A 17306-nucleotide genomic window follows, 5' to 3' on the forward strand; every position below is an offset into this window, starting at 1 on the left:
ATGTAAAAAAACAGGAGGGGTCACCTCCTGCTTTCAAATTACAATTCTTTTATCATTACGATGTGCGGGATATTTGCTTCCATAAATACATCAGAACTTGTTACATATCCAAGTTTTTTATAGAAATCTTCAGCATGTGTTTGAGCGTGAAGTTTCAATTTCGGTAGCGAATTTTCTTTTGCATACGCTTCAAGCGAATCCATAACAATTTTTCCGATGCCTTTTTTACGATGGGAATTTAGCACGCAAATGCGTTCCATTTTTCCGATACCATCAAGGGTGCGAAAACGTCCAGCACCAACTGGAACATCATTGTCATATATAACAACGTGTGTTGAAGTTTCTTCAAACTCATCGTACTCTTCTTCAGCAGAGACACGTTGTTCATTTACAAACACTTGTTTACGTACAGAGAATGCATCTCTTAGTTGTTCGTCCGTTTGTACAATCTGTGCGTGCAAATTAGTTGTTCCCCTTTCCAAGACGGAATGTTTCGTGTACAGTCCATGTTCCATTTTCTAATTGATATAGAAGATGGAAACGATCAATTGGTTGTTCGTAATAGAAATCTTTCATACGTAATCGGCCCAACACATCAGCATGCTCTGCATCTGATAAGCCTTGTCCGATTGTTAAATGAGGTACGAAAGCATATTCGCGTTCTTGCGTGAATAACCCGCTATGCATTTCTTCATTTAAGAAAGTAAGTTCAGGTGTTTTTTCTACTTTAAAGTAAAGGACGTTATTAACAGGTGCGAATGAACCAACTTTCCCAACATGAAGGGTGAAAGGGTTCGTTTTACTTGCGATTGTATGTAACTCGTTTACAATCGACTCTAATTGTTCATCTTGCGCCTCAAAGGGTGTTTTCAATGTAATATGTGGCGGAACTAATGCGTAGTGCGGGTCATAACGTTTACGCAATCCGTTCGCTTTATCTTGAATCATTTTAGATGGAAAAATTACAATGCCTAATTTCATGTTCCAATTCCTCCCTTTGTAAGTCTAGTTAGATTTTGAGATAAATAAATCTCTTTATCTATTATATCAAATTATTCTGAATACTGCTCTCTATTATTTCATTGATAGAATATGAGAGAAGGCTTTCGGTAAATCAGTCTGCCAATATTTCCAAGTATGATTGCCTTCAAATTCCTCGTAATGCGTGATGAAGTTTCTAGCTGTAAGAAGCGTATTTAACTCACGGTTCGGCCCTACGAAATCAGATACTTGTCCATCAGTACGCTTTACAGCCGTTTCTTCTGTACCGATGACGTGATACAGTTCTAATGCCTGTGGATCTTTGAATTCTTTTGCTAAGTTCATCACTGTCTCATCCACAAATGGTGATTGCATAACGACTTTACCGAATGTATGCGGATACATAATTGCAGTCATAAAGGAAACTGTTCCGCCAAGAGAATCACCAATTAACACACGACCTTTCCCCATTTGGTACGTTGGATAATTTTCATCAATATATGGTGCAAGCTCGTGAGCAAGGAAACGAATATATGCAGCATTTTTTACTTCACTTGGGAAATATTTTTCTTTACGATCATGTACATTTTTATATGGAATACCGACAATAATTGTACGGTCAATTTCTTCGGTTTCACGAAGGCGCTCAATTACACGGTGCGCTTTACCGAGCTGAAAATAATCTCTACCATCTTGTGCAATTACAACTGTATGTTTGTGCAGTGGTGTGTAATTTACTGGTAAATAAACGAGAAGTGTAACGTCTTCTTGAAGTGATGCGCTATAAAATGAAATTTCTTCAATTCTCCCTATTGTTTGACTCATGTAGATCCCCCTAAATAAAAATTTACTGTAATGATTGTAAGAGCGACGCTTGTAGTGAAAAGGAAAGAAATATTCACTAATTGGTGCCTTAATTTCTATTTTACCATAATGGTACGAAGAATCTAAAAAATTAGTATTTAAGTTACGAAAGAAAACGGATATAATGAAGTGGGATTTTTGACAGGTGAGAGGGGAGACAGGATTTGAAACAAGAAAAATCAATCGCACTACCATTGGCTATTTCTATAATTGCCATTTCCTTTGCAGCAGTTTTTGTAAAGATGTCCTCAGCACCATCTTCAATATTAAGTATGTACCGCTTATGGATTATTGTACTTATTATGCTGCCTATCGTATGGAAAAAAAGAGAGGAATTTAATAAGATTCAAATGAAAGATTGGGGCTTTTTAATTGGATCTGGTTTCTTTTTAGCACTTCATTTTCTTTTATGGTTTGAATCTTTAAAGCATACAACAGTTGCTAGTTCAACAATTATTTTGGCACTTCAACCGATCGTATCTTTAGTTGGAGGTTTTTTTCTATTTAAAGAAAGAACAACATATTCAGCCATTGCAACGATGGGAATCGCTATTTTAGGAGTAATGTGCATTGGTTGGGGAGATTTAGGTTTAAGTAAGCAAGCAATTTATGGTGACATATTATCCTTTCTAAGTGTAATAGCAGTTGTCGGTTATTTATTTATCGGGCAAACGACAGTGAAGAAAGTATCACACTGGATTTATAGCTTTACAGTCTTTGCGTGCGCAGGTCTTTTTATGGGGATTTATAATGTCATATTACAAGTACCCTTTACAGGTTATACGAAGTGGGATTGGACTGTTTTTCTTTTACTTGCGGTTGTGCCGACAGTGTCACATGTAATTAATAATTGGCTGTTAAATTATGTGAATGCAACGACAATTTCAATGAGTATTTTAGGAGAACCTGTTGGAGCATCTATACTTGCGTTCTTCTTACTTGGAGAAAAATTAAATGCAATGCAGATTATCGGTAGCATGCTCGTATTGTTTGGTGTATCTGTTTTCTTACTGCAGCAACAAAAGCGAATAGCAAAAAATGTCGTAAATGAGCCAGTGTATACACAGGAATTATAATGTTGGAGAAGAAAAGAGAAGTTATGATACTTCTCTTTTTGTTTTATAGAAATGCGGGCGTAGAAGGGGGAGGAAAATGGAAGAGATAGTAAAGAAGTATATGAATAGATTTACAACACTAAGTGAAGAAGAGTAGCAAATGATCCTCAGTGAATTACAAATTGAAGAATATAAAAAAGGAACAGTATTCCTAAGACAAGGAAATGTTTCGTTAAAATGTTATTTTGTATTAAAAGGATGCGTTAGGCAACATAGTATAGATCAAGCAGGGAAAGAAGTTACATCAAATTTTTATACAGAAGAACAGGCAATTTCGAATTTCAACCATCATAAACAAGATAAATCTTCATCTTTTTTTATTAATCTTGTAAAAAGTAAAAACTCAAATATTGAAATCAAGTAAAAGAGTGGCTACGAAGCCACTCTTTTACTTTGGATTTGTCATATAAGGTTGTACATGAATGACACATAGGTCACGGAATTTGCCTTCAGCAGTTGTGACAATTACGACTGCTTTACCTGCACTTTTTCCAGTAATCGTTACGGTGTCATCTTTTGGATATATGGTGATGATATCAGAATTCATATTTGACCAAATAAGCTCTTTATTCGTTGCTTGTATTGGTAAAATGGAAGCTGATAACACAATGTTTTGTCCCGTTTTTATTTTTAATTTATGTTTTTCCATATGAACACCGATGACTGAAATAACAGAAGGAGCAATTGAAATTTTAGGCGGATTAGGTTGCATGTTTAAACAAGACGCAGAAGTATTTGTGATAGGTGAAAATTTTCGTGTTTGTTGTTGCTGGAAAGCTGCTAACATGTTGGAGTCCCCTTTCTGTATAAGTGCTGATACTCATACTATAAAGGAGTAGTGTTATGTTAAATTTAACGAAACATAAAGAATTTGTTAAATTTGATAAGAAGATTGTCGAACTGTAAAAAATCTCTGCTGTTATGATAACAGCAGAGATTTTTTTATAAATTATGAAGATGTTGTTTTTCGAAATCCTCAAATTGCTCTTCAACTTCTTTTGAAGGTTGTGTTAGTAAACTAACAATTACGATGGCTAGTAAACTAATAGCGAAGCCTGGAATCATTTCATATAAGAAATCTTTTAAGAATTTGAATTGAGTCCATATAATAACAGTAGCGGCACCAGAAATCATACCGGCAAGTGCGCCCCATTTCGTCATACGTTTCCAATATAAGCTTAATAAAATAGCAGGTCCAAATGAAGAACCGAACCCAGCCCAAGCGTATCCAACAAGAGCTAAAATTGTATCATTTTGTTTAAATGCTAAAGCGCATCCAACTAATGCAATAACAAGTACAGCCATACGACCGACAAATACAAGCTCTTTATCAGAGGCAGAGCGTTTAAAGAATGTACGATATAAGTCTTCCGTTACTGCACTTGAAGTAACGAGTAACTGAGATGAGATTGTACTCATAATCGCTGCTAAAATAGCGGCTAATAAGAATCCAGTAATAAGTGGATGGAATAAAATTTTTCCTAGTTCAAGGAAAATTGTTTCCGGGTTAGATAATGTTAACTCTTGTTGTGAATAGTAAGCAATACCGATAAGACCAGTAAACATAGCTCCGACAACAGAGAAAATCATCCAGCTCATACCAATTCTTCGTGCGCTTTTCAGTTCTTTTACGGACGAAATCGCCATAAAGCGTACGATAATATGAGGTTGTCCAACATAACCAAGCCCCCATGCGAATAAAGAAATCATTCCTAAAGTAGAGGCACCTTTAAAAATATCTAAACGTGTTGGATCTACAGAGCGGATTGTATCAAATGCAGGTCCAAGTCCATTCGAATTCATAATTGTTACGATAGGAACAAGAATAAGAGCGACTACCATAATGATTCCTTGCACGAAGTCTGTCCAACTTACTGCTAAGAACCCACCAAATAATGTGTAAGCTACAACAACGCCTGCAACAATGAATAATCCAACGTGGTAGTTCATACCAAATGAATTTTCAAATAATACAGCGCCTGAAACTAATCCTGAAGCTACATAGAAAGTAAAGAAAATCATAATAACAAGTCCAGATACTAAACGTAGCATATGAGATTTGTCGTGGAAACGGTGTTCCAAAAATTCTGGAATAGTAATAGAGTTATTTGCAATTTCTGAGTAGGTACGTAAGCGAGGAGCAACATAAAGCCAGTTTGCGTATGCGCCTAGTGTTAGGCCGATCGCAATCCAACTACTACTTAATCCAACGCTAAACATTGCACCTGGTAATCCCATTAAAAGCCAACCGCTCATATCGGATGCTCCAGCACTTAATGCCGTTACTGCGGGGCCTAGTGTACGCCCGCCAAGCATATAATCTGTTAAGTTGGACGTTCGTTTATAGGCGAAATAGCCGATTACTAACATCCCGAGCATGTAAATAGAGATTGAAGTTAAAGTTAACATCTGCGTACTCATGAAGTTCCCCTTCCTTTTGTCATGTCTTTTGATGCGTTAATACCTGATTGATTAAAGTTTCACTTTATAATCTATCATGATTATTCTGAAAAATCCATATAGAAATACGAATTTTCAGAAATGTAAGCGTTTTTTGATGTTATTTTACTTTTTTAATATATAATATTCATACAAAAAACCTTATTTTTAATAGAGTATTTATTATATTTACATAAAAAGAGGTTGTTTTGTCAATATAATATTGAAAGGAAAGAAAAATAAAATTTTTAAAAAAGTATTGACTTGTAAAAAAAGTCAGGTCTATAATGAGTGCAACTTAAAAAAATGCAAGCGTTGATGAAGAAGAGTACACATGATGAACATGTCAGAGAGCTGATGGTTGGTGCGAATCAGTATGGAATTGATGTGGAATGGGCTTCGGAGCTTCCAAACCGAAACGAAAGAAGTAGGCTTTGGCGACATGATCTCATCGATACAAGAGACACGTATTGTTTTTGATACGGTAAAGTGCGTTACATTTGTAACGAATTAAGGTGGCACCACGGGAGTACCCGTCCTTTCTATAGGATGAGTACTCCCTTTTTGTGTATAAAAAATTAAATAAATGAAATCGTTTAAGTAAGAAGAGTACGTATATTGGAGACGTTACAGAGAGCCGGGAATAGGTGGGAGCCCGGTACGGTGCCATATACGGAATGGGCTTACGAGAGGTATGCTGAACAATTATTTTCAGTAGGCAACCCGGGTTCCGCCGTTACAAGGATAAGGTATAAATTTTGTACCTGAACAAAGCGGGATGCTTTTGCATCCAACACGAGGTGGTACCGCGGTATATTTATCGTCCTCTACATATTTTCGATATGTAGGGGACTTTTTTATTTTTCAGGGTGAGGTGAAGGACATGATGACGAAAGAAGAATTTATAAAACAAAAAAGAGAGAGAAAGACATTTTTAGTAATCACTGAAGAAGAAGGAGATAGCATTACGCCAATTTCTTTATATAGACGTATGAAAGGGAAGAAGAAATTCTTATTAGAAAGTTCACAGCTTCATCAAGATAAAGGGCGTTATTCTTACTTGGGATGTAATCCTTATGGAGAAGTGAAAAGCGTTGGTACGGAAGTGGAACGAACGATTTACGGCCGGGCAGAAAAGTTACAAGGTAACGTACTGCAAGTGTTAGAAGAAGTAATCGTACCATCACAAGTAGACAGTCTATTTCCATTTTGCGGAGGAGCAGTTGGTTATATTGGATATGATGTCATTCGGCAGTATGAAAACATTGGAGCGGATTTACACGACCCATTAAATATTCCGGAAGTACACCTTTTACTATATCGTGAGTTTATCGTTTACGATCATTTACGCCAAAAGTTGTCGTTTGTATATGTATGCAGGGAAGATGATTCAACAGATTATGAGGAAGTATACGAAAGGCTACGAGTATACAAAGAGGAAGTGCTACAAGGAGAAGAAGCTGAAGTAAATGCAATACAATCCACATTATCATTCACTTCTTCTATAACGGAAAAAGAGTTTTGTGAGATGGTAGAAATTGCGAAAGAATATATAAGAGCGGGAGACATATTCCAAGTCGTACTATCACAGCGTTTACAAAGTGAATGTATTGGGGATCCATTCTGGTTATACCGAAAACTTCGAATTGCAAATCCATCACCATATATGTTCTATATCGATTTTCAAGATTATGTTGTACTCGGTTCTTCGCCGGAAAGTTTACTATCAGTAAGGGAGGATAAAGTGATGACGAATCCAATTGCTGGTACAAGGCCGAGGGGGAAAACGAAGAGGGAAGACGAGGAAATCGCAAAAGAACTGTTAGGCAATGAGAAAGAGCGAGCAGAGCATATGATGCTTGTAGATCTTGGGCGAAACGATATTGGTAGAGTGAGCGAAATCGGCTCGGTTACGATAGATAAATATATGAAAGTAGAAAAATACTCTCACGTTATGCACATTGTATCTGAAGTTTACGGAACATTGCGAAAACAAATGGGCGGATTTGATGCGTTAGCGTATTGCTTACCAGCAGGAACGGTTTCTGGAGCTCCGAAAATTAGAGCGATGGAAATTATAAATGAACTAGAGAATGAAAAAAGAAATGTATACGCTGGTGCAGTTGGATACGTTAGTTTTTCAGGAAATCTTGATATGGCGCTCGCTATTCGAACGATGGTCGTAAAGGATGAAAAAGCATACGTTCAGGCAGGAGCAGGAGTCGTTTACGATTCAGATCCAGTAGCTGAATATGAAGAAACATTAAATAAAGCGAGAGCGCTTTTGGAGGTAATGAAATGATTGTACTTATCGATAATTACGATTCGTTCACATATAACTTGTATCAACTGTTAGGCGAACATGAAGAAGAAATTGTAGTTGTAAGAAATGATGAAATAACGATAGAACAGTTAGAAGAGATGAATCCAAGAGGAATTGTACTTTCACCAGGACCAGGAAAACCAGAGGATGCTGGCATTTGTATCGACGTCATCCGTCATTTTTATAAGAACGTTCCCATATTAGGGATTTGTCTTGGTCACCAAGCGATCATAGCTGCATTTGGAGGAGACATTGTTAGAGCAGAACGTATTAAACATGGAAAAACATCGCGTGTGAAACATAACGGAATGTCAATCTTTTCATACGCTACACAGCCGTTAACGGCAATGCGCTATCATTCCCTTGTTGCAGAGCAAACGAGCTTGCCAGAGTGTTTTGACATATTAGCGACAGCGATGGACGACGGAGAGATAATGGCAGTCCGTCACAATTATTATCCGCTCTTCGGATTACAGTTTCATCCGGAATCAATCGCAACAGAAGAAGGCGGAAAGTTAATACGTGCCTTTTTAACAGAAGTAAAAGAGGAGGAAAGAGTATGAATAACTATCTTCGTAAATTAGTGGAGGGTCAACATTTAACAGAAGAGGAAATGTATAAAGCAGGACTACTTTTATTAAGTGAAAACATATTAGAAAGTGAAATTGCAGCTTTCTTAGTCTTACTGAAAGCGAAAGGTGAAAATGCAGAAGAAATATACGGTCTCGTTCGAGCTCTTCGCGAAAAGGCACTACCATTTTCGAACCATATACAAGGAGCAATGGACAATTGCGGGACGGGTGGTGACGGTGCTCAAACGTTTAATATTAGCACAACATCAGCATTCGTACTGGCAGGAGCTGGCGTAAAGGTTGCAAAACATGGTAATCGTGCTGTTTCTAGTAAAACAGGAAGTGCAGACTTATTAGAAGAACTAGGTGTAAATATTAGTAGTACGCCAAACGAAATTGATTATTTACTAGAGCATGTGGGCATTGCATTTTTATTTGCACCAGTGATGCATCCAGCACTAAGGCGCATTATGAAAATAAGAAAAGAGTTAAACGTGCCGACGATCTTTAATTTAATTGGTCCTTTAACAAATCCAGTGAATTTAGAAACACAATTTGTCGGTATTTATAAACGAGATATGTTATTACCAGTTGCACAAGTATTACAAAAGTTAGGCCGGAAACAAGCGCTTGTCGTAAATGGAAGTGGTTTTTTAGATGAAGCGTCATTACAAGGGGAAAATCACGTAGTCATTTTAAAAGATAATGAAATAGTAGAAATGAGTATTGATCCAGAAAAGTATGGTTTTTCAAGAGTGAAAAATGAAGAAATTAGAGGGGGGAATTCAAAAGAAAATGCAAAGATTACAGTCGGCGTATTGAGCGGAGAAAAGAGTGTTTATCGTGATACCGTTTTATTAAATGCAGGTCTAGCTCTTTTCGCAAATGGAAAAACGGAAACGATTGAAGAAGGAATTAAACTCGCGGCACATAGCATTGACTCTGGAAAAGCATTAACCAAATTAAACTTATTAATTGCAGCAAGCAACGAAAAATTAGAAAGGGTGAACTAAAGTGGGGACGATTTTAGATAAAATTGTAGAACAGAAGCGAAGGGAAGTTGCGGAGTTGTATGAAATATATACACCAGTAAAAACAAAAAGAAAGACACATTCACTTGTAGAAGCGTTACAGCAGTTTACTGTCATTGCAGAAGTAAAGCGAGCATCACCATCAAAAGGAGATATCAATTTACACGTTGACGTACGAAGACAAGTGCAAACATATGAGAAATGTGGTGCAGGAGCAGTCTCTGTTTTAACAGATGGTCAATTTTTTAAAGGATCGTTTCACGATTTACAAACAGCAAGAGAAGAAAGTAACATTCCGCTTTTATGTAAAGATTTCATAATAGATAAGATTCAAATCGATAGAGCGTATGAAGCGGGAGCAGATATTATTTTACTAATTGTAGCAGCGTTAACGAAAGAGAAGTTAAAAGAGTTGTATAGCTACGTGTTAGAAAAAGGATTGGAAGCGATTGTTGAAGTTCATGATGAACAGGAATTAGAAACTGCGATTGTATTAAATCCGCACGTTATTGGTATTAATAACCGTAATTTAAAAACGTTCGAAGTAGATTTAAGCCAAACTGAAAAGCTTGGAAAAAGATTGAATGAGGAGAAATTACTTTGGATTAGTGAAAGCGGGATTCATTCAAAAGAGGATATTATTCGTGTTAAAAAAGCCGGAGCAAAAGGTGTATTAATTGGAGAGGCACTTATGACATCATCTTCTATTAGTAACTTTTTTGAAGACTGTAAGGTGAATATATGAAAGTGAAAATTTGCGGCATCACTGATATGGAAACAGCAAAACGTGCTTGCGAATACGGTGCAGATGCACTCGGATTTGTTTTTGCAGAAAGTAAGCGAAAAATCACTCCAAAGAGAGCGGAAGAAATCATTCAGGAGCTTCCAGCCAACGTGTTAAAAATCGGTGTTTTCGTAAATGAATCAGTAGAAGTGATCCAGAAAATTGCAGATGAGTGCGGGTTAACACATGTACAACTACATGGAGATGAAGATAATTATCAAATTAGAAGATTGAATATTCTGTCTATAAAATCACTAGGAGTAACTTCAGAGAGTGATATGAAAAACGCTCAAGGGTATGAAACGGATTATATATTATTTGATAGCCCGAAAGAAAAGTTTCATGGAGGAAATGGAAAGACATTTTCATGGGAACTACTTGGGCATATGCCAAAAGAATTGCGAAAGAAAACGATATTAGCTGGTGGATTAAACGCTCTTAATATAGAAGAAGCAATTCGAACTGTTCGGCCTTATATGGTCGATGTGAGCAGCGGAGTAGAGACAGAAGGAAAGAAAGATGTAGAGAAAATAAAACAATTTATTATAAAAGCGAAGGAGTGTTCCAAATGAACTACGCATATCCAGATGAAAAAGGACATTACGGTATATACGGAGGACGATACGTTCCAGAAACGTTAATGCAATCTGTACTAGAACTAGAAGAAGCATATAAAGAAGCGATGCAAGATGAAGCATTTCAAAAGGAATTAAATCATTATTTAAAAACGTACGTCGGAAGAGAAACACCGCTATATTATGCTGAAAATATGACGAAGTATTGCGGTGGTGCAAAGATTTATTTAAAACGTGAAGATTTGAACCATACAGGAGCTCATAAAATTAACAATACAATCGGTCAGGCACTACTTGCAGTGCGAATGGGCAAGAAAAAAGTTGTCGCTGAAACAGGAGCCGGACAACACGGAGTTGCAACAGCTACTGTATGTGCTCTTCTCGGGTTAGAATGTGTTATTTTTATGGGAGAAGAAGATGTAAGACGTCAAAAATTAAATGTGTTCCGAATGGAATTACTCGGAGCGAAAGTAGAAAGTGTAGCAGCAGGTAGCGGTACATTAAAAGATGCGGTAAACGAGGCGCTTCGTTACTGGGTTTCACATGTGCATGATACGCACTACATTATGGGATCTGTTCTCGGACCACATCCATTCCCGCAAATTGTCCGTGATTTCCAAAGTGTAATTGGGAATGAGACGAAGAAACAATATGAAGAATTAGAGGGGAAATTACCAGAAGCAGTTGTTGCTTGCATTGGTGGTGGGAGTAACGCGATGGGAATGTTTTATCCATTTGTACATGATGAAGAAGTTGCTCTTTACGGCGTAGAAGCAGCTGGAAAAGGCGTTCATACAGAAAAGCATGCAGCAACTTTAACGAAAGGAAGTGTCGGTGTTTTACACGGATCAATGATGTATCTTCTGCAAAACGAAGATGGGCAAATTCAAGAAGCACACTCTATTTCAGCAGGACTTGATTATCCAGGTGTTGGTCCAGAACATAGCTTGCTAAAAGATATTGGCCGCGTTTCTTATCATTCGATAACAGACGAAGAAGCATTAGAAGCATTTCAATTATTAACGAAAAAAGAAGGCATTATCCCGGCGCTAGAAAGTTCACATGCTGTCGCATATGCATTAAAATTAGCTCCGAAAATGAAGGAAGAAGAAGGACTTGTTATTTGCTTATCAGGCCGCGGTGATAAAGATGTAGAGAGTATAAAACGTTATATGGGAGAGGTGTAAAAAATGGGAGTAGAAAAAATTAAATCAGCGTTTGAAAATGGCAAGAAAGCATTTATTCCGTACGTAATGGGCGGAGATGGCGGCCTTGAAAAATTAAAAGAAAGAATTCGTTTTCTAGATGAAGCTGGAGCAAGCATCGTTGAAATTGGTATTCCGTTTTCGGATCCAGTTGCAGATGGGCCAACGATTCAAAGAGCAGGAAAGCGAGCGCTAGATAGCGGCGTAACATTAAAAGGCATTTTTCAAGCGTTAGCAGAGGTAAGGAAAGAAGTACAAATGCCCTTTGTTCTTATGACATATTTAAATCCTGTACTTGCATTCGGAAAAGAGAGATTCATCGAGAACTGTATAGAAGCAGGTGTAGACGGCATCATCGTTCCAGACTTACCGTATGAAGAACAAAATATTATTACGCCGTTACTTCGAGAGGCAAACATTGCGCTCATTCCACTCGTTACCGTAACGAGTCCTATTGAAAGAATTGAAAAAATTACGAGTGAATCAGAAGGGTTCGTTTATGCTGTTACAGTAGCGGGCGTAACGGGAGTACGTCAAAACTTTAAAGAGGAGATTCATAGTTACTTAGAAAAAGTAAAATCACACGTCAACTTACCAGTAGTCGCAGGATTTGGTATTTCAACAAAGGAACATGTAGAAGAAATGATTACAATATGCGACGGAGTTGTCGTTGGAAGTAAGATCATTGAGCTTTTAGAAAATGAAAAGCAAGAAGAAATATGTGAATTAATATATGCAACAAAACAAAAAGAAGAGGCGTAGTCTCTTCTTTTTGTTTTGCGTAATAAATGTTAAAATATACAGAAAATACATATAATTTAGAGGGTGAGAAGGCATGCTAAGACGTAAACTACTATATCTATTTTTAACTGTACCGCTATACGCTTGGCTTATTAGCATGACGAAAATAGAGTTAATGGCTCTATTTTTAGGGTATGTATTCATCTTTTCCAATTTAAATCGCATTCAAGAACAGTCTATTTTAGAAATATGTCTATTTTCGATTAGTATAGAATTATTTAGTATCGTTTCGATTGTATTATTAAACGAATTATTTCTACGGATTCATTCATTTGCATTAATGAAATTTTGGAATATTATATTGCAAGCAATATGTACTTACATTGTGTTTGTTGTGTTGAAAGAAATAGTCGGAAAGCAGACAGTTTTTCAGGATAATAGAAAATGGGAGTGAATAAAAAGGAGCCGTTTGGTTCCTTTTTTGAATCTGTTGTAAAAACAATTGAAAATTATGACATCTGTTATATAATAGTTAAAAATTGTATTTTTAATGAAAAGAGATGATAACATGGCCATATTGTTGGCACTTATCCCAATTATGATGATTTTCATTTGTTTATTTTTATTTAAACAAACGTCATTAAGGTCCTCGTTAATTTCTTATGCTGTGTCTGTTGGAATTGTTTTACTCTCGCCAATGTTTCAATTAGGGATAAGTGAAACTGTGCACGCAACGATTAAAGGATGGTTAATTTGTTTTATTGTCGGGTACGTTTTATTTTTCGGTATTTTTTTATTTCACCTCATGAACAAAATGGGGTACATCGATCAAGTAGCACGTTTTCTAGAAGCAGTTACTCAGGATCGCTTATTACAAATGCTGCTTATGTGTTTTGGCATTTGCCCGCTTATTGAATCAGTAAGTGGATTCGGTATTGGCTTCATGGTTGCAGCACCTATTTTTCTTTCACTAGGATATAAACCATTTCAAGCTGTACTACTCTCATTCATCGGCTTACTAGCTAGTTCATGGGGCGCAATGGCAACTGGTACGATTATCGGTTCGCAGCTAATAAATATGCCTCTTACAACACTTGGCACAAATACAGCGCTATTAAGTATTCCGATGTTTGCTTACTTCGTTATTCTTTCTTTACACGTTGTTGGCGGCTGGCAAGCGGTTATAGAAAAGTGGAAAGAAGGAGTAGGGTTCTTTCTATTATTTTCTCTCGGAATCTATCTTTCTAATGCGTACGTAAGTGTTGAACTAGCCGGGATATTAAGTTCTATCGTTACGATTACCTTTGGCTTTTTTATTATTAAATTAAAAGGAAAAAGTGGGCAAAATCTTATAACAGAACATGCGGCTGCAACGGAGAGAGAAGTATCCATTATAAAAATTATTAGCCCTTATATATTTCTAACAGTTTGTATTTTACTTTCTCGCCTCGTTCCAGCATTACATGATTTGTTCAGATCATATGCGGTTCTTGATTTGAAATCATACTCTTACAAACTAGAGTTACTATATTCACCAGGATTTTGGCTCGGTATGACTTGCTTATTTACTATTATTTTCTTCCGCATCCCGCCTAATATTATTAAACAATCACTCTCACAAACGATAAAACAATGGATTCCATTTGCTATTACGACGACAATGTTTATCGCCATTTCAGAACTAATGGGTGCATCAGGCATGCATTCATTACTCGCAAAGACAGCTGGTGAAACATTTGGAACCTTTTTCGTTTTCGTTGCTCCGTTTATTGGCGCTATTGGTGGATTTTTAACAGGTAGTAACGCAGGATCAAATGCAATGTTTATAAAACTACAAATGCAAACCGCACAAAACGTAGCACTCCCGTGGCAATATGTCACAACACTTCAAAACACTGCATCATCAGTAGCTACAATCGCTTGTCCATCACGGATTACACTAGGTGCTTACTTATGTAATATCCCTTACCGTGAAAATGAACTATTAAAGAAGACGACGTTAATGATCTTTGGTGCGGTTTTGCTTGTAGTGGTAGAAGTTATTGTTTGGTATATGTTGAGAAATTAAAAATCCTCCTAACATAGGAGGATTTTTTTTATGAGTGGATAATGATTTAAATATGAATAGCTTCTACTAAATGAATAGGAGATGAAATGTATGCCCCTAAAAAACTACGGTGTGTTAAAAGGTACAGTTATACAATCAAAGATTGGAAAAGGGAAAACACCTCATTATCAAGTTCATTTACAGGGCGAGACAGGAGTAGATTATCGTATTGCAATTAACGTAAAGTCGCAAAGTTATCCATCAGAAGTTTTATATTTTGCGAGTAACAATATTAAGTCAGAGGCGATTCATATTTTACCGACATTACCATTCGGTTTTACAGAAATAAAAAACAATGAACCGAAAGTAGCTTTAGATTATGTAAGAGGAAATCTATTTGACTCAAATCAAATGATTCCTTTACCTCCCGAAAAAGCAGGAACAGATAATGATTTAAATGAAAAAATAGAACGTTATATAAAACGAGCAATAGAAGAAAAAGCAATTATTTACGCGTTTGGTGAAAGATGGGGACCAGAAGAAAATACACCAGATTCCTATTTTCATTTCAAACCAGGAAACGGTATACATGATATTCATATGAATCAAGGGAATGTAGAAAAATGGCAAGGTGATGATGGCATATGGCAAGACGGAGGAATACTCATTCACTTTGAAAAGGAAGAAGAATGGATTGGTATCTTTCTTGCATTCCAATCACAGTCATGGTGTACCGATGAAGAAGGGCATGCTCGCGTTCCGGTTGAGCATTGTGATTATAAGGGGAATAATTAATAAGAAGAGGGCGTTTAAAAAGAACGCCCTCTTCTTATTTTATAAAACGAAAAACTAACAAGTGTAGAAATACAAGAGAAAAGCAGTGCTACACTAGAAAACGCAATGAGATACATATTATATTTCATAACCTGTCCAATTAGCTGGTTACTGTCGTATTGAAACAGTCCCGCGATGATGTTGAATAAAAATAAAACGATAAACATGACGATAACACCGTCTATTGATCCTTTAATGTCTGGTTTACTTAAAGCGATATGTGCGGAAATGCAAATGGCGATAAATAAAAATAACCAAAAGGAAGGATTCAATAAATTGCCGATTGTAAATAAGCTTTTCAATAATACAAACGTCGACAAGAGCATGTTTTGGATCATTTCTACATTAATAGAAGTAGAAGCAATCGTTTTTTCGAGAGTTGTATTAAATAAAAAATATGATTCTGGTACGAAATAGCGCATTAAAAGGATTAGTGCAGTAATACCAGAAATAATAGGCCCAATGCCGATGAAGAAATTCCCAATCCGTTGATACACACTTTTTTGATTGTATTGATGTTGTACGTAACCTAAAGCCCCTTGACTTGTATCTGTCGGGAAGAACTGTGTTGCTACAATCTTATGACGGAACAGCACGCACATAATGGCATGTCCAAGTTCGTGAATAGGAACACCAATCCAAGCCGTTAATAGGAATCCTTTTCTTCCAAAAGCTCTCGACCAATACATGCGTGTGAGAGATTCTAAATAGCCTAATAGAAATCCAATTACAATGATAACGCCAATTAAAGATAATAATTGGATTACGCTTGTAAGGAGTATTTGAAAAATTGAGTTTACCAATTCCATTGCCAGTCATCCAATCTGTTAAAAATATTATTTATTCTGTTTCATAATAGCATTTTTTTTCAAGATTGCTAGCACATATATTTCTTTCGAAAGAAGGATTTCAGAATCTTTTTCTTGTAGTCATGTTTTATGTACAAATTCATATATTGAATTTGTAACACCCTATACGGTATATCCTTAAGGAGGGATAAGAGAATGAAATGTCCGTCATGTCATACAGAAAATGCATCAGAGGCAAAGTTTTGCGGGAATTGTGGACATTCGTTAACGGAAGAAGTAGTGGCAAGTAGTGGCCAAGAAGAAGGGCCGGAACAAGCACGTGCGGCACCAGCAAAGGAAGCTCGGCCAAATGAAACGGTAGAGCAAGCGAAGCGGTTTGCGAGCGGCTATTTTCAATTTTTTAAACATGCATTACAAGCACCGACAGCGATTATGAAAAGTGGCGCTATTGAAGTGCGAAATGGAATTGTAAGTCTTGTTCTTATTTGTTTTTTAGGAGCATGTATTTTTTATAGAATGATGAGTGCAGCATCAGCAGTTACGAGAACATTTGCACCAGATATATCTACTCCCACGTTTTTGGGAGAATCTATAACGGTCTTTTTCTTTTTATTAATTTTAACTTTATTTGTCGGATTTATTATTTTTGTAAGTGGTAAGATGATGAAATCATCTTTTTCATTTCTTGAAGTATTCGGTATATGGGGAACGATAGCGACGCCGGCTATTGTCATATTAGTCCTTTCTTTTCTTTTTAGTTTCTTATTAATTTTTTTCTTACCGATATTATTATCGGTAGCTGCAACTTATATAGGGATTAGTATAACTGTAGCCGTATTAAAGCTAGACAATGGCGGATTAGATCTCGTTTACACACTTATTATTGCAAATGTTTTAATTGGAATTGCAACATTCATTGTACTTTGGTCTTACATTAGCACGATAATTCAAGCCTTAACACAGGGAATAACTGGCTTCTAATGAAA

At 36.6% G+C, this 17306-nt stretch carries 18 protein-coding genes, 1 pseudogene and 2 other annotated features; of the genes and pseudogenes, 13 read left to right on the plus strand and 6 right to left on the minus strand.

Going from position 1 to position 17306, the window contains the following annotated elements:
- Positions 1–38 precede the first annotated feature (38 nt).
- From MHB52_RS06855 to MHB52_RS06865, 3 genes are all read right to left on the minus strand, one after another.
- Positions 39–461 (minus strand): GNAT family N-acetyltransferase, encoded by a 423-nt coding sequence (locus tag MHB52_RS06855; RefSeq protein ID WP_061662857.1) that lies wholly within the window; start codon positions 459–461, stop codon positions 39–41.
- 1 nt (position 462) lies between these two features.
- A complete protein-coding gene (locus MHB52_RS06860; protein WP_000765863.1) occupies positions 463–981 on the minus strand; it encodes a YjcG family protein in 519 nt (172 codons plus the stop codon).
- A 93-nt stretch (positions 982–1074) separates the two neighbouring features.
- A complete protein-coding gene (locus MHB52_RS06865) occupies positions 1075–1806 on the minus strand; it encodes an alpha/beta hydrolase (protein ID WP_061662858.1) in 732 nt (243 codons plus the stop codon).
- Positions 1807–2009: 203 nt separating this feature from the next.
- On the opposite strand from MHB52_RS06865, the gene MHB52_RS06870 reads away from it, so the two are divergent.
- Positions 2010–2921 carry a DMT family transporter gene (locus MHB52_RS06870; RefSeq protein ID WP_000806934.1) on the plus strand — a complete coding sequence of 304 codons (912 nt, stop codon included), beginning with the start codon at positions 2010–2012 and terminating at the stop codon, positions 2919–2921.
- 76 nt (positions 2922–2997) lie between these two features.
- Positions 2998–3270: pseudogene (locus tag MHB52_RS06875) on the plus strand (Crp/Fnr family transcriptional regulator); the annotation flags it as partial.
- A gap of 78 nt (positions 3271–3348) precedes the next feature.
- On the opposite strand, the gene MHB52_RS06880 reads toward MHB52_RS06875, so the two are convergent.
- Positions 3349–3747, minus strand: coding sequence for an Ig-like domain-containing protein (locus tag MHB52_RS06880; protein WP_000878733.1), 399 nt, complete (start codon positions 3745–3747; stop codon positions 3349–3351).
- Positions 3748–3902: 155 nt separating this feature from the next.
- Positions 3903–5381 (minus strand): sodium/proline symporter PutP, encoded by a 1479-nt coding sequence (putP, locus tag MHB52_RS06885; protein ID WP_016117426.1) that lies wholly within the window; start codon positions 5379–5381, stop codon positions 3903–3905.
- A gap of 324 nt (positions 5382–5705) precedes the next feature.
- Positions 5706–5943: a binding site (T-box leader), on the plus strand.
- A gap of 42 nt (positions 5944–5985) precedes the next feature.
- Positions 5986–6230: a binding site (T-box leader), on the plus strand.
- A gap of 52 nt (positions 6231–6282) precedes the next feature.
- Between putP and trpE the strand changes: the two genes are divergently transcribed.
- The 10 genes from trpE (at position 6283) to MHB52_RS06935 (ending at position 15472) form a co-directional block, all read left to right on the plus strand.
- On the plus strand, positions 6283–7701 hold the full coding sequence (trpE, locus tag MHB52_RS06890; RefSeq protein ID WP_061662859.1) for an anthranilate synthase component I: 1419 nt from the start codon (positions 6283–6285) through the stop codon (positions 7699–7701).
- Positions 7698–8285, plus strand: coding sequence for an aminodeoxychorismate/anthranilate synthase component II (locus MHB52_RS06895; protein WP_000636317.1), 588 nt, complete (start codon positions 7698–7700; stop codon positions 8283–8285). The genes trpE and MHB52_RS06895 overlap by 4 nt, the downstream gene beginning before the upstream one ends.
- Positions 8282–9307, plus strand: a complete 1026-nt coding sequence (trpD, locus tag MHB52_RS06900) for an anthranilate phosphoribosyltransferase (protein ID WP_001067356.1) — start codon at positions 8282–8284, stop codon at positions 9305–9307. Before MHB52_RS06895 ends, trpD begins: the two co-directional genes overlap by 4 nt.
- Position 9308: 1 nt before the next feature.
- Complete coding sequence (gene trpC, locus MHB52_RS06905) at positions 9309–10070, plus strand: indole-3-glycerol phosphate synthase TrpC (protein WP_016117427.1); 762 nt, start codon at positions 9309–9311, stop codon at positions 10068–10070.
- Positions 10067–10681 carry a phosphoribosylanthranilate isomerase gene (locus tag MHB52_RS06910; protein WP_061662860.1) on the plus strand — a complete coding sequence of 205 codons (615 nt, stop codon included), beginning with the start codon at positions 10067–10069 and terminating at the stop codon, positions 10679–10681. Before trpC ends, MHB52_RS06910 begins: the two co-directional genes overlap by 4 nt.
- Positions 10678–11871, plus strand: a complete 1194-nt coding sequence (gene trpB, locus MHB52_RS06915; protein WP_001105038.1) for a tryptophan synthase subunit beta — start codon at positions 10678–10680, stop codon at positions 11869–11871. The genes MHB52_RS06910 and trpB overlap by 4 nt, the downstream gene beginning before the upstream one ends.
- Before the next feature lie 3 nt (positions 11872–11874).
- On the plus strand, positions 11875–12651 hold the full coding sequence (gene trpA, locus MHB52_RS06920; protein ID WP_000537850.1) for a tryptophan synthase subunit alpha: 777 nt from the start codon (positions 11875–11877) through the stop codon (positions 12649–12651).
- 73 nt (positions 12652–12724) lie between these two features.
- Positions 12725–13084 carry a DUF4029 domain-containing protein gene (locus MHB52_RS06925; protein WP_000946130.1) on the plus strand — a complete coding sequence of 120 codons (360 nt, stop codon included), beginning with the start codon at positions 12725–12727 and terminating at the stop codon, positions 13082–13084.
- 114 nt (positions 13085–13198) lie between these two features.
- Positions 13199–14698, plus strand: coding sequence for an L-lactate permease (locus tag MHB52_RS06930; RefSeq protein WP_000996242.1), 1500 nt, complete (start codon positions 13199–13201; stop codon positions 14696–14698).
- A gap of 90 nt (positions 14699–14788) precedes the next feature.
- Entirely contained in the window at positions 14789–15472 is a 684-nt protein-coding gene (locus tag MHB52_RS06935; protein WP_001128606.1) for a DUF2278 family protein, read from the plus strand.
- Between the two features lie 14 nt (positions 15473–15486).
- Here MHB52_RS06935 and MHB52_RS06940 read toward each other — a convergent pair whose 3' ends face one another.
- Positions 15487–16320 carry a hypothetical protein gene (locus MHB52_RS06940; protein ID WP_000424529.1) on the minus strand — a complete coding sequence of 278 codons (834 nt, stop codon included), beginning with the start codon at positions 16318–16320 and terminating at the stop codon, positions 15487–15489.
- A 195-nt stretch (positions 16321–16515) separates the two neighbouring features.
- On the opposite strand from MHB52_RS06940, the gene MHB52_RS06945 reads away from it, so the two are divergent.
- A complete protein-coding gene (locus tag MHB52_RS06945) occupies positions 16516–17301 on the plus strand; it encodes a zinc ribbon domain-containing protein (protein WP_016117429.1) in 786 nt (261 codons plus the stop codon).
- The last annotated feature ends 5 nt before the right edge of the window (positions 17302–17306 follow it).

This window comes from Bacillus sp. FSL K6-0073 (genome assembly GCF_038006085.1).
Lineage (GTDB): Bacteria > Bacillota > Bacilli > Bacillales > Bacillaceae_G > Bacillus_A > Bacillus_A cereus.

Bases quoted from the DNA above. Each gene is read 5' to 3' on its own strand.
- MHB52_RS06860 (WP_000765863.1), bottom strand. From the start codon at position 981: ATGAAATTAGGCATTGTAATTTTTCCATCTAAAATGATTCAAGATAAA.
- trpA (WP_000537850.1), top strand. From the start codon at position 11,875: ATGGGAGTAGAAAAAATTAAATCAGCGTTTGAAAATGGCAAGAAAGCA.
- MHB52_RS06865 (WP_061662858.1), bottom strand. From the start codon at position 1,806: ATGAGTCAAACAATAGGGAGAATTGAAGAAATTTCATTTTATAGCGCA.
- MHB52_RS06930 (WP_000996242.1), top strand. From the start codon at position 13,199: ATGGCCATATTGTTGGCACTTATCCCAATTATGATGATTTTCATTTGT.
- MHB52_RS06925 (WP_000946130.1), top strand. From the start codon at position 12,725: ATGCTAAGACGTAAACTACTATATCTATTTTTAACTGTACCGCTATAC.
- putP (WP_016117426.1), bottom strand. From the start codon at position 5,381: ATGAGTACGCAGATGTTAACTTTAACTTCAATCTCTATTTACATGCTC.
- trpB (WP_001105038.1), top strand. From the start codon at position 10,678: ATGAACTACGCATATCCAGATGAAAAAGGACATTACGGTATATACGGA.
- MHB52_RS06940 (WP_000424529.1), bottom strand. From the start codon at position 16,320: ATGGAATTGGTAAACTCAATTTTTCAAATACTCCTTACAAGCGTAATC.
- trpE (WP_061662859.1), top strand. From the start codon at position 6,283: ATGATGACGAAAGAAGAATTTATAAAACAAAAAAGAGAGAGAAAGACA.
- MHB52_RS06945 (WP_016117429.1), top strand. From the start codon at position 16,516: ATGAAATGTCCGTCATGTCATACAGAAAATGCATCAGAGGCAAAGTTT.
- MHB52_RS06935 (WP_001128606.1), top strand. From the start codon at position 14,789: ATGCCCCTAAAAAACTACGGTGTGTTAAAAGGTACAGTTATACAATCA.
- MHB52_RS06895 (WP_000636317.1), top strand. From the start codon at position 7,698: ATGATTGTACTTATCGATAATTACGATTCGTTCACATATAACTTGTAT.
- trpD (WP_001067356.1), top strand. From the start codon at position 8,282: ATGAATAACTATCTTCGTAAATTAGTGGAGGGTCAACATTTAACAGAA.
- MHB52_RS06910 (WP_061662860.1), top strand. From the start codon at position 10,067: ATGAAAGTGAAAATTTGCGGCATCACTGATATGGAAACAGCAAAACGT.
- MHB52_RS06880 (WP_000878733.1), bottom strand. From the start codon at position 3,747: ATGTTAGCAGCTTTCCAGCAACAACAAACACGAAAATTTTCACCTATC.